Raw genomic sequence first — 11838 nt, 5'->3', positions numbered from 1 at the left:
CGACCGGGCCCTTCCTTCGCTGAGCGGACGACGAGGTTCGAACTCGCGACCTCAACCTTGGCAAGGTTGCGCTCTACCAGCTGAGCTACGTCCGCACGCCTCCACCCGGCTTTCACCGAGTGGCGCGGCTGCCACTCTATCCGATCCCAGGGATCGGACGAGTGGAGAGCGGGTGACAGGGATCGCACACTGCGCCTCCCCCTTGGAAAGGGGGCGCTCTACTACTGAGCTACACCCGCGCGCTCCGGAGGTTTTTCGCTTCCCTCGCGGCGTGTGCTGAACTCTAGCGGACCACCCCGGGGTGCTGGCAAGTTGACTCAGCCGGCTTCGCCGAACGCCTCGTAGACCTTCTTCGGGATGCGCCCCCGCGGCGGCACCTTGAAGCCGTTCGACTCCGCCCAGGCGCGTACGGCGCGGGGGTCGGGGGCGACGGAGGTGCGGTGGTACGTCTTGCCCGACTTGGACCGCTTGCGGCCCGCTTCCACGAAGGGTTCGAGCGCGCCCCGCAGTTTCTCCGCGTTCGCGGCGCTGAGGTCGATCTCGTACGACTTCCCGTCGATGCCGAATGCCACCGTCTCCGCCGCCTCGCCGCCGTCGACGTCGTCCGAGAGTGTGACCACTACGCGCTGCGCCACGGATATCGGCCCTTCGGTATGGATCGCCGGAGAAGTCTTCCGGCCGTCCGATGACGTGCGGGAAGTCGGCGATCCGGTTGATTGGGATCAATGCCTATTCTTGTACGAGTGGCGGGCATTCCTTTGCGGGCGGGGAGAATTCCGCTCGCGTGTCATGCCGTACCAGTGACCCTACTTTTTCCTTCGCCGTTTTCCCAGTGCGAGCGAGTCGCACGTTGCCGGGGGTCGGATATCTACCCGCGTAGATCCTGCCGCCGGGTACGCTGCCCGTACCAAGCTGCACCCACCTCACCGGGAGTACCCGTGCCTCGCGTCGTAGTCGACGTCATGCTGAAGCCGGAGATCCTCGACCCCCAGGGACAGGCCGTCCAGCGTGCGCTGCCCCGGCTGGGCTTCGAGGGAATCACCGACGTCCGTCAGGGCAAGCGCTTCGAACTGGAAGTGGAGGGCCCCGTCGACGACGCGGTCCTCGCCCGAGTCCGAGAGATGGCCGAGACCTTCCTCGCCAACACCGTGATCGAGGACTTCACCGTCCGCGCAGCCGAGCCCGACCCGGCGCCGGACGCGGGAGCCGTGGCGTGAGCGTCGGTACGGGCGCGGGCGGCGACGCGGGTACGGGCGGCGGCTCCGGCCTCGGCCGCATCGGCGTCGTCACCTTCCCCGGCTCCCTCGACGACCGGGACGCCCAGCGCGCGATCCGCCTCGCGGGCGGCGAGCCGGTCGCCCTCTGGCACCGCGACAAGGACATCCGGCAGGTCGACGCGGTCGTCCTGCCCGGCGGATTCTCGTACGGCGACTATCTGCGCTGCGGCGCCATCGCCCGTTTCTCGCCGGTGATGGGGACGGTCGTCGAGCAGGCCCGGCTGGGAATGCCGGTGCTCGGGATCTGCAACGGTTTCCAGGTGCTCTGCGAATCCCACTTGCTGCCCGGGGCGCTGACCCGTAACGACCATCTCCACTTCGTCTGCCGCGATCAGCGACTCCGTATCGAGAACGCGAACACGGCCTGGACCGGGGATTACACGGAGGGTCAGGAGATCACCGTCCCGCTCAAGAACAACGAGGGCGGATTTGTCGCGTCGGAGCACACGCTCGACGCGCTGGAGGCCGAAGGCCGGGTCGTTCTCCGATACGTCGGCCGGAACCCGAACGGCTCCCGCCGTGACATCGCCGGAATCACCAATGAGGCCGGGAACGTCGTCGGCCTCATGCCCCACCCCGAACACGCCGTCGAGGCGCTGACCGGCCCGACCACCGAGGGCCTCGGCTTCTTCACCTCGGCGCTCAAGTCCCTGGTCGCCGCGTCGTGAGCGAGCGGAGCGAACGAACCGTCATGCACAGCCTGGACACCGTCAAGCACGCGGAGCAGACCCCCGACACGCAGCTGCCGTGGGCCGAACTCGGCCTGAAGGAGGACGAGTACGGCCGCATCCGCGAGATCCTCGGCCGCCGTCCCACCGGCGCCGAGCTGGCCATGTACTCGGTGATGTGGTCGGAGCACTGCTCGTACAAGTCGAGCAAGGTGCACCTCAAGCAGTTCAGCGAGAAGGCCCCGCAGTCCGACGCGATGCTCGTCGGCATCGGCGAGCAGGCGGGCGTCGTGGACGTCGGCCAGGGCTACGCCGTCACCTTCAAGGTCGAGTCGCACAACCACCCCTCGTACGTGGAGCCCCACCAGGGCGCCGCCACCGGCATCGGCGGCATCGTGCGCGACATCATCGCGATGGGCGCCCGGCCGGTCGCCGTGATGGACCCGCTCCGCTTCGGCGCGGCCGACCACCCCGACACCCGCCGGGTGCTGCCCGGCGTCGTCTCCGGCATCGGCGGCTACGGCAACTGCCTCGGCCTGCCCAACATCGGCGGCGAGGTCGTCTTCGACTCCTGCTACCAGGGCAACCCGCTGGTCAACGCCCTCTGCGTGGGCGTCATGCGGCACGAGGACATCCACCTCGCGAAGGCGTCCGGCACCGGCAACAAGGTGGTGCTGTACGGCGCCCGCACCGGCGGCGACGGCATCGGCGGCGCGTCGATCCTCGCCTCCGAGACGTTCGACGACACGAAGCCGAGCAAGCGCCCGGCGGTCCAGGTCGGGGACCCGTTCCAGGAGAAGCTCCTCATCGAGTGCACCCTGGAGGCGTTCCAGGAGCGGCTCGTCGTCGGCATCCAGGACCTCGGCGCGGCCGGACTGTCCTGCGCCACCTCGGAGTTGGCGTCCAACGGCTCCGGCGGCATGCGCGTCGAGCTGGACTCCGTACCGCTGCGCGACTCGTCGCTCTCCCCCGAGGAGATCCTGATGAGCGAGTCGCAGGAGCGCATGTGCGCCGTCGTGGAGCCGGAGAAGGTGGAACGCTTCCTCGCGATCTGCGAGAAGTGGGACGTCACCGCCACCGTCATCGGTGAGGTGACCGACGGCGACCGGCTGGGCATCTTCTGGCACGGCGAGCAGATCGTGGACGTGCCCCCGCGCACCGTCGCGCACGACGGGCCGGTGCTCCAGCGCCCGTACGCGCGCCCCGACTGGCAGGACGCGCTCCAGGCCGACGACCCGGCGCGGCTGCCCCGCCCGGCGGACGGGGACGAACTGCGCGCCGCCGTACTGGCGTTGGTCGGCTCCCCGAACCAGGCCGACAAGTCGTGGATCACCGACCAGTACGACCGTTACGTCCTCGGTGACACCGTCCTGGCCCAGCCCGAGGACGGCGGGATGATCCGCATCGACGCGGAGACCGGCCTCGGCGTCGCCCTCGCCACGGACGGCAACGGGCGTTACGCCAAGCTCGACCCGTACGCGGGCGCGCAGTTGGCGCTCGCCGAGTCGTACCGCAACGTCGCCACCACGGGTGCCCGGCCGCTCGCCGTGACCGACTGCCTCAACTTCGGTTCGCCGGAGGACCCGGCCGCCATGTGGCAGTTCGCGGAGGCGTGCCGGGGGCTCGCGGACGCGTGCCGGACGCTGGGCACGCCGGTCACCGGCGGGAACGTCTCCCTCTACAACCAGACCGGCGACGTCGCCGTCCACCCCACGCCCGTCGTCGGGGTGCTCGGCGTCATCGACGACGTGGCGCGGCGTACGCCCATGGCCTTCGCGGACGAGGGCCACCTCGTCTACCTGCTGGGCGACACCCGCGAGGAACTGGGCGGCTCCGCCTGGTCGCAGGTGGCGCACGGGCACCTGGGCGGGCGTCCGCCGGCCGTCGACCTGGAACGGGAGCGGCTGCTCGGTGAGGTCCTCGTCGCCGCCTCCCGGGACGGGATGGCCGACGCGGCGCACGACCTGAGCGACGGCGGGCTGATCCAGGCGCTCACCGAGTCCTGCCTGAAGGGCGGGCGCGGGGCGCGGATCGTGGTGCCGGACGGCATGGACCCGTTCGTCTTCCTGTTCTCGGAGTCGCAGGGGCGCGCGCTGGTGGCGATCCCGCGGAGCGAGGAGGTCCGGTTCAACGACATGTGCGGCGCCCGGGGACTCCCGGCGACGCGTATCGGCGTGGTGGACGGGGACGCGGTCGAGGTCCAGGGCCAGTTCACGATCCCGCTGGCGGAGCTGCGCCGGACGCACGAGCGGACGATCCCGGAGCTGCTGGCGTAGGCCACGGACGCGGTGGCGCACGTACGGACGCGGTAGGCGTGCGTACGGGCGCGGGTCGCGTGCCCGGGACGCCGTACCCCGAAGGTCCCCCTCCACGGCTCGCCGCCGTGGAGGGGGACCCTTCCGTTCCGTGTCCCGCCGTTCCGTGTCCCGCGCGCCTACGGCGCCGCCTCACTTCAGGCCGGTGCCCGCGATGCCCTCCACGATCCGGCGCTGGAACAGCAGGAACACCGTGAGCAGCGGCACCCCGCCCAGCACGGCGGACGCCATCAGCTGCGCCTGCGGTATGCCGAACGCGTCCTGCACGGACGTGAGTCCGACGGGCAGCGTCATCATCTCCGGGTCGGTCACCACGAGGAGCGGCCACAGGAAGTTGTTCCACGCCCAGACGAACACGAAGATCGTCACGGCCGAGATGGCGGGCTTGGACAGCGGCATCACGATCTGCCAGTACGTACGCAGCCACCCGGCCCCGTCCGCGCGGGCCGCCTCCGTCAACTCCTCCGGGATGCCGTCGAAGAACTGCTTGAAGACGAAGACGGCGACCACGTTCGGCACCTGGGGCAGCACCACGGCCCAGTACGTGTTCAGCAGCCCGGTCTCCTGCAACGCCAGGAACTGCGGGATCATCAGCACCTGCGGCGGCACCATCAGCCCGGCGAGCAGCAGCAGGAACGCCGGTCTGCGGTAGCGGAAGCGCAGCCGCGACAGCGCGAACGCCGCGAGCGACGCCGTCAGCACCGTGAGCACGGTGGTGAGCGCGGAGGTGATGAAGCTGTTCGCGTACCAGTACGGCAGCTTGCCGCCGGTCAGCAGGTCCCCGTACGCCGCGAAGGTCGGGCTGCCCGACCACCACGCCGTCGGGTCGGTGGCGATCTCGTCGGAGGACCGGACGGACGTCGCGAACGCCCAGGCCAGCGGGACCAGCCAGAGGACGGCGAGGGCGATCAGGACGCCCAACGCGACGCGGTTGAACAGGCGTTCCGCGCCGACCGCGCGCATCGCGCCGGAGAGGGGCGCGCCCTCGGGCTCCCGGGACCGGCGCCACGGGCCGCCGCCCCGGAGGCCCTTGGGGCCGCGACCGCCGCCGAGGCCCCGTACGCCCGGCCGGCCGACGGGGCCGGTGGTCGCGCCGGTGCCCGTGCCCGTACCCGTGTCGGCGCTCGCGCTCGTGCTCGCTGCCATCGGTCAGCCCTCCTTCTCGGTGCGGCGCAGCAGGGCGAACCAGACCAGCGAGATCAGCAGGATCACCACGAACAGCACCAGGGAGACCGTCGAGGCGTAGCCCACCCGGCCCTCCGTGAAGCCGGTGTTGTAGACGTACAGCAGCGCGGGCTCGGTCGCTCGGTCCGGGCCGCCGCCCGTCATCATGTAGATCTGGTCGAAGACCTTGAGCGAGGCGACCAGTTGGAGCACGGTCACCAGCGTGGTCGCGCGGCCCAGCATCGGCACGACGACGTGCCGTATCCGCTGCCAGGGTCCGGCGCCGTCGAGCGCGGCGGCCTCGTGCACGTCGCGCGGTATCTCCTGGAGCGCCGCCAGGTAGATCACGAAGTTGAAGCCGATGGTCCACCACACGGTGGCGGCCGCGATGGAGAGCATCGCCCAGTCCGGATCGCCCAGCCAGGACGGTGGTGTCTCGCTGCCGAGGGACTTCGCCCAGCTCTGCGCGAGCCCGATCTGGTCCGCGAAGATCCACATGAACATCAGCGAGATCACCGACGACGGCAGCACGAAGGGTGCGAAGAACGCGAGCCGGAAGAACCACCGCCCCTGCGAGAAGCGGTCGGTGAGCAGCGCCAGCACGAGCGCGAGCAGCACCAGTGGCACGGTCGTCAGCACCGTGAACCACATGCTGTGCCACAGGCTCGTCCAGAACTCCTCCGTGCTCATCGCACGCCGGTAGTTCTCCAGGCCGACCCACTCGCCCAGACCGCCCTTGACCAGGCTGGTGTTGAAGAACCCGGCGACCAGCAGATACAGCAGCGGACCGATCAGGAAGACCAGGTAGAAGAAGCCGAACGGGGCGAGCATCCCGGGCCCGACCCGGCGGTCCGCGCGCGGTCCGGAGCCGCCCGGCGGGCGTCCCTTGCCGCCGCGCCCGCCCGGCCGTGCGGGCCCGGGTGGCGCTGCGGTGCTCGTGGGTGCGGTGGTGGCCACGGCGCGGCCTTTCGTCCGAGGGTGTGCGGTGCTTGACGTGCTGCTGAGCGCGCTGCTGATGCGGTCCTGGAAGTTGGACAACGGGCGGGCCGTTTCGTCACGCTCGGTTCGAATCCGGCTCGTACCCACCACTCGCGGTCACAACGGCGAGGGCGTGGCGGCCAGTTCGCGAAGTTCCTCCCGCATGCGCGCGGCCCCGCGCCCCGGCGCCGTACGCCCGCCCAGCACCGACGCGCACACGTCGCCGAGTCGGTTGTGCAGGCTGCTGCCCGCGCCCGAGTACCAGGCGGAGGGGTCGTACGCCGCCCCGTCCGCGGCGGCCGCGTAGTGCGACTGCGGTTCGAGCTTCCGGTAGGCCGCCGACCGCTGCGTCGGCAGCCACGCCGGTACGTGCCCGCCACCGGCCCACGCGTCGCTCGCGTCCAGCAGCGACCGTACGAACTCCAGCGCCGTGTCCGCCCGCTGCGCCTTCTCGGAGGGCGACTTCGGCAGCACCAGCCCGTGCGAGTCGGCGTGGCACGCGTACGCCGCCTCGCGGAAGATCCGCGGGAACGGCCGCATGTCGAAGGGGACCTTCGCGTCCTGCACGGCGAGGATCTGCCACACGCCGTCCAGCAGGAAGCCCGCCCGGCCCGAGGTGAGCAGGGTGATCGCGCCGGGGCTGTCGACGCCCGTGGGGACGAGCTTCTCGCGGGTCAGCCGCTGGACGTACGCGAACGCCTCCTCGGCCGCGGCCATGTCGATGACGACCCGCTGGCCCTCGTCGGCCACGAGTTGGCCGCCGAGCTGCCGGTAGAGGGACCAGAACAGCCGGAAGCAGGTCGACGGGTCCTTGGTGGACGCGATCGAGCAGCCCCAGGCGCCGGTCACCTCCTTCGCGGCGCGCAGCGCGTCGAGGAACTCCTCCGGCCCGTCCACGTCCGGCAGCGCGCCCCCGGGGCCGAGCAGCCCGGCCTTCTTCGCGATGTCGGTGCGCACGTAGAGCACGAACGGGTGGGTGTCGAGCGGGATCGCCCGCAGCGCCCCGTCGTGGTGGGCCTTCTGCCAGGCGCGTTCGTCGAACCGGTCGGCGGTCATGCCCTGGGCGGCCAGTTCGTCGTCGCCGATCTCCCGCAGCAGTCCGGCGCCCGCGAGGGTGGGGATCTTGGACAGGTGGGTGATCGCGACCTGCGGCGGCCGGTCGCCGAGCGTGGCCAGGGTGAGCTTGGTGTAGTACGGGTCGCCCCAGACGAACGTGGTGGCGTTGAGGTCGATCCCGGGGTGCCGCTCGCGGTAGGCGCGCTCCATCTCGACCATGCGGGCGCCGTCGCCGCCGGTGAAGGGGTTCCAGAAGTCGAGCTTCGACGCCGGTCCGGCGCCGCCCGTGAAGCCCTGCCCGATGGCGGTGCCGCAGCCGGTGAGGAGGCCGCCCGTGGCGGCCGTCGCGCCGAGGGCGCCCGCGGCGCGCAGCAGCGCGCGCCGGGTGGGTGCCGTACGCGGGGCTGCCGGGGGCGGGCCCGGGGGTGTCCCGGGCGGGGGCGGACGGTCGCGCATCGGGGCCTCCACAAGAACGGTCTACAACGTTGTAAGAAAGCGGCCTGCGATACCCCTGCATATGCCTTCGAGGTGTATTTCAACGTTGTAGCCACCGCGTAAGCTGACGTCAACACATGGCACCAAGCTTTCTCGGCACGCGCAACGGCTCGGACCGCCGCGACAGCCGGGCGGAGGGGAACGGCATGGCCCAGCGGCCGTCGAAGGGCGCCCGGCTCAAGGACGTCGCCGCGCGCGCGGACGTGTCGATCAAGACCGTCTCCAACGTCGTACGCGGCCAGGTGCGCGTCGCGGAGCCCACCCGGCAGCGCGTCCTGCGCGCCATCGACGAGCTGGACTACCGCCCGCACGCCTCCGCCCGCCACCTGCGCACCGGACGCAGCGGCGTCATCGCGCTGGCCGTGCCGGAGCTGGTCCAGCCGTACTTCGCGGAGCTGGCCGCCGCCGTCATCGCCGCCGCCGCGGAGAGCGGCGTCTCCGTCCTGATCGAGGACACCGGCGGCGACCCGGCCGCCGAACTCAGCGCCGCCTGCGGCCTGTCCGACCCCCTCATCGACGGCGTCCTGCTCTCCCCGCAGCACCTCGACCAGAACGCGCTCGCCCGCCGCGAACGCCGCGTCCCCCTCGTCCTCCTCGGTGAACGCGACTACGAGGTGCCCGCCGACCACGTCCTCGTCGACAGCGTCGCCGCCGCCCGCGAGGCCACCGCGCACCTGCTGGCGCTGGGCCGCCGCCGCGTCGCCGCCATCGGCTTCCAGAACAACCCGCCGCACGCCACCTCCCAGCAGCGCGCCCGCGGCTACCACGAGGCGCTGCACGCCGCCGCCGTCCCGTACGACCCGGAACTGACCCCGCCGGTCGGTGACTTCAGCCGTACGGAGGGCGCCGCCGCCATGCGCGCCCTGCTGGCGCTGCCCGAGCCGCCCGACGCGGTGTTCTGCTTCTCCGACCTGCTCGCCTCCGGCGTGCTGCGCGCCGCGTACGACCACGGCCTGCGCGTACCGCAGGACCTGGCGGTCGTCGGCTTCGACGACATCGAGGAGACGCGTTTCTGCGTCCCCTCCCTCAGCACCGTCGCGCCCGACAAGCCGCAGCTCGCGCGGCTCGCCGTACAGGCGCTGCTCGGCCGGATCGCGGGCGACCCGGACGCGCCGCACACGACGCGGCACGCGACGCACCGGCTGGTCCGGCGGGAGAGCAGCACCCTGCCCACGGCGGGGTGACCGCCACCTGCGGTCCCGCGTACGGGCTCCCGCGCGCGTGGCGCCGTACGCCCCCGAGCGACGGCGTACGGCCCGGGGTGAGGCCGTAAGCTCGGCGCCATGCCGCCCGCGAACCGCACCAGATCCCGCACCTATGAGCCCGTACGGGTCCGGAAGGCGCTCACCGCCCAGGTGGAGGCCCTCGCCGCGGCGGCGCACGCACTCACCGGCGCGCAGCGCGCGCTGCCCTCCGGACTGCCCGGCTGGGACGTGCACCACCTCCTGGTGCACATCGCCCGCCAGATCGACGCCGTCCCCCTGCTCCTCGCCATGCCCGAACCGGACGCCACCGCCCCGTCGGTCGACCTCTCCGCGTGGGTGCGTTCCACGGCGGACTGGGCGGCCGTCCTCGACGAGGACACCCGCGCCGACGCCGTGGAGGCGACGGACGCGGCGGCCCGTATCGACGCCGCGGTCGAGCAGCTGGAGCCGGTGCTGGAGGCGGCCGTACGCCCCGACCTGCTGCTGCCCCACCGGTTCGGCGCGATGCGCGCGCTGGACTTCACGGTCACCCGGCTCGTCGAACTGGTCGTGCACACCGACGACCTGTCGCGTGCCGTGGACACCCCCGTCACCCTCGACCGGCAGGCGCTGGCGGCGACCGTACGGGTCCTCGCGGACGCCCTCGCGGCGAAGGCGCCCGGCCACACGGTGGAGGTGCGCGTCCCGCCGTTCGCCGTCACCCAGTGCGTCGACGGCCCACGGCACACGCGGGGCACCCCGCCGCACGTGGTGGAGACCGACCCGCTGACCTGGCTGCGGCTGGCCACGGGCCGTACGGCGTGGGACGCGGCGCTCGCCGACGGCAGCGTCTCGGCGGGTGGCACGCGCGCGGACCTCGGGCCGTACCTGCCGGTCCTGGGCTGAGCCCGTACCCGCCGGGGCGACCGCCCCGCGAGCGGCGCCCCGCCGCAGGTGAGGGGTACCGCACACGTACCCGGTTCGGAGCAACGCGGCGGCTGCGCTTAGACTCGGAAACGTGCCACGTGGCGATGGACTACTCAACCACGACCTGCTCCCCGGCGAGAAGGGTCCCCAGGACGCCTGCGGCGTCTTCGGTGTCTGGGCTCCGGGAGAAGCGGTCGCGAAACTCACCTACTTCGGTCTGTACGCGTTGCAGCACCGCGGCCAGGAGTCCGCGGGCATCGCGGTGAGCAACGGCTCGCAGATCCTCGTCTTCAAGGACATGGGCCTGGTCTCGCAGGTCTTCGACGAGACCTCCCTGGGCTCCCTGCGCGGCCACATCGCCGTCGGGCACGCCCGCTACTCGACGACCGGCTCCTCCGTCTGGGAGAACGCCCAGCCGACGTTCCGCGCGACCGCGCACGGTTCGATCGCGCTGGGCCACAACGGGAACCTGGTCAACACCGTCGAGCTGACCCGGCTCGTCGCCGGTCTCGCGGACCCGCGCGACCGGGCGGACGCCGAGGGCCGCTCGCGCGGCGGCGACGGGAAGCGCAACGGGCCGGCCCGCCGCGCGCCCCGCCTCGCCGCGACCAACGACACCGACCTGGTGACCGCCCTGCTCGCGGGCCAGACCGACGAGGACGGCAAGCCGCTCGGCGTCGAGCAGGCCGCGCCGCTCGTGCTGCCCGCGGTGAAGGGCGCGTTCTCGCTCGTCTTCATGGACGAGCACACCCTCTACGCCGCCCGCGACCCGCAGGGCATCCGCCCGCTGGTGCTCGGCCGGCTGGAACGCGGCTGGGTGGTCGCCTCGGAGACGGCGGCGCTCGACATCTGCGGCGCCTCGTACATCCGGGAGATCGAACCGGGCGAGATGGTCGCGATCGACGAGGACGGACTCCGCTCCACACGCTTCGCGGAAGCGAAGCCGAAGGGCTGTGTCTTCGAGTACGTGTACCTCGCGCGCCCCGACACCACCATCGCCGGGCGCAACGTCTACCTCTCCCGCGTCGAGATGGGCCGCAAGCTCGCCGCCGAGGCCCCCGCCGACGCCGACCTCGTCATAGCCACGCCGGAGTCCGGCACCCCGGCCGCCATCGGCTACGCCGAGGCCAGCGGCATCCCGTACGGCAGCGGCCTGGTCAAGAACTCGTACGTGGGCCGCACCTTCATCCAGCCGTCGCAGACCATCCGGCAGCTCGGCATCCGCCTCAAGCTGAACCCGCTGAAGGAAGTCATCGCGGGCAAGCGCCTCGTCGTCGTGGACGACTCGATCGTGCGCGGCAACACCCAGCGGGCCCTGGTCCGCATGCTGCGCGAGGCGGGCGCCGCCGAGGTCCACGTACGGATCAGCTCGCCGCCGATCAAGTGGCCCTGCTTCTTCGGCATCGACTTCGCGAACCGCGCCGAGCTCATCGCCAACGGCCTGTCGGTCGAGGAGATCGGCACGTCGCTCGGCGCGGACTCGCTCGCGTACATCTCCACGGAGAGCATGATCGAGGCGACCACCATCGCCAAGCCCGACCTGTGCCGCGCCTGCTTCGACGGGGAGTACCCGATGGAGCTGCCCGACCCGGAGCTGCTCGGCAAGCACCTGCTGGAGCCCCAGGCGGCGGAGGCCGCCCAGACCGACGTGGACGGTGTGCCGACGCTGGCCGCCGGTCCCGGTGGCGCGGACGCGCTGAGGCGGCCGTAGCGCGGGCGGCGGCCCGTACGTTCCCGCGCTCGCCGTGGCGCGCGTCCCCTTCCGCCGCCGTCC

10 protein-coding genes and 2 tRNA genes are annotated in these 11838 nt (G+C 72.1%); 6 read left to right on the top strand and 6 right to left on the bottom strand.

What is annotated here, in order from left to right; translation table 11 throughout:
- Window positions 1–22: 22 nt before the first annotated feature.
- The 3 genes from D7M15_RS13270 to D7M15_RS13260 all read right to left on the bottom strand — a co-directional run bounded on the left by D7M15_RS13270 (window position 23) and on the right by D7M15_RS13260 (window position 635).
- Window positions 23–95 (bottom strand) — tRNA-Gly (locus tag D7M15_RS13270).
- Between the two features lie 72 nt (window positions 96–167).
- Window positions 168–239: transfer RNA gene (locus tag D7M15_RS13265), tRNA-Gly, on the bottom strand.
- Window positions 240–317: 78 nt separating this feature from the next.
- Window positions 318–635, bottom strand: coding sequence for an Lsr2 family protein (locus D7M15_RS13260; protein ID WP_121517695.1), 318 nt, complete (start codon window positions 633–635; stop codon window positions 318–320).
- 303 nt (window positions 636–938) lie between these two features.
- Here D7M15_RS13260 and purS point away from each other — a divergent pair, with 303 nt between their 5' ends.
- The 3 genes from purS to purL are packed head-to-tail and all read left to right on the top strand — an operon-like array spanning window position 939 to window position 4221.
- Entirely contained in the window at window positions 939–1217 is a 279-nt protein-coding gene (purS, locus tag D7M15_RS13255) for a phosphoribosylformylglycinamidine synthase subunit PurS (protein ID WP_121517694.1), read from the top strand.
- Window positions 1214–1945, top strand: coding sequence for a phosphoribosylformylglycinamidine synthase subunit PurQ (gene purQ, locus D7M15_RS13250; RefSeq protein WP_121517693.1), 732 nt, complete (start codon window positions 1214–1216; stop codon window positions 1943–1945). Before purS ends, purQ begins: the two co-directional genes overlap by 4 nt.
- A 23-nt stretch (window positions 1946–1968) precedes the next feature.
- Window positions 1969–4221, top strand: a complete 2253-nt coding sequence (gene purL, locus D7M15_RS13245; protein WP_121517692.1) for a phosphoribosylformylglycinamidine synthase subunit PurL — start codon at window positions 1969–1971, stop codon at window positions 4219–4221.
- A 171-nt stretch (window positions 4222–4392) separates the two neighbouring features.
- On the opposite strand, the gene D7M15_RS13240 is transcribed toward purL, so the two are convergent.
- The 3 genes from D7M15_RS13240 to D7M15_RS13230 all read right to left on the bottom strand — a co-directional run bounded on the left by D7M15_RS13240 (window position 4393) and on the right by D7M15_RS13230 (window position 7914).
- Window positions 4393–5406, bottom strand: coding sequence for a carbohydrate ABC transporter permease (locus D7M15_RS13240; protein WP_240649296.1), 1014 nt, complete (start codon window positions 5404–5406; stop codon window positions 4393–4395).
- Window positions 5407–5409: 3 nt separating this feature from the next.
- Complete coding sequence (locus D7M15_RS13235) at window positions 5410–6381, bottom strand: sugar ABC transporter permease (RefSeq protein ID WP_240649295.1); 972 nt, start codon at window positions 6379–6381, stop codon at window positions 5410–5412.
- A 138-nt stretch (window positions 6382–6519) separates the two neighbouring features.
- The gene (locus D7M15_RS13230) at window positions 6520–7914 is read right to left on the bottom strand and encodes an extracellular solute-binding protein (RefSeq protein ID WP_121520723.1); all 1395 of its coding nucleotides are present in this window, start codon (window positions 7912–7914) and stop codon (window positions 6520–6522) included.
- Window positions 7915–8030: 116 nt separating this feature from the next.
- On the opposite strand from D7M15_RS13230, the gene D7M15_RS13225 reads away from it, so the two are divergent.
- From D7M15_RS13225 to purF, 3 genes are all read left to right on the top strand, one after another.
- Complete coding sequence (locus D7M15_RS13225; protein ID WP_346428802.1) at window positions 8031–9137, top strand: LacI family DNA-binding transcriptional regulator; 1107 nt, start codon at window positions 8031–8033, stop codon at window positions 9135–9137.
- A gap of 99 nt (window positions 9138–9236) precedes the next feature.
- The gene (locus D7M15_RS13220) at window positions 9237–10043 is read left to right on the top strand and encodes a maleylpyruvate isomerase family mycothiol-dependent enzyme (RefSeq protein ID WP_121517690.1); all 807 of its coding nucleotides are present in this window, start codon (window positions 9237–9239) and stop codon (window positions 10041–10043) included.
- Window positions 10044–10155: 112 nt separating this feature from the next.
- Window positions 10156–11775 carry an amidophosphoribosyltransferase gene (purF, locus tag D7M15_RS13215; RefSeq protein ID WP_121517689.1) on the top strand — a complete coding sequence of 540 codons (1620 nt, stop codon included), beginning with the start codon at window positions 10156–10158 and terminating at the stop codon, window positions 11773–11775.
- Window positions 11776–11838 lie beyond the last annotated feature (63 nt).

Origin of the sequence: Streptomyces sp. Z26, assembly GCF_003665095.1 — a bacterium.
GTDB classification, from domain to species: Bacteria; Actinomycetota; Actinomycetes; order Streptomycetales; family Streptomycetaceae; genus Streptomyces; species Streptomyces phytohabitans.
The sequence above is the reverse complement of the archived record's forward strand: the minus strand, read 5'-3'. Positions and strand labels throughout refer to the sequence as shown.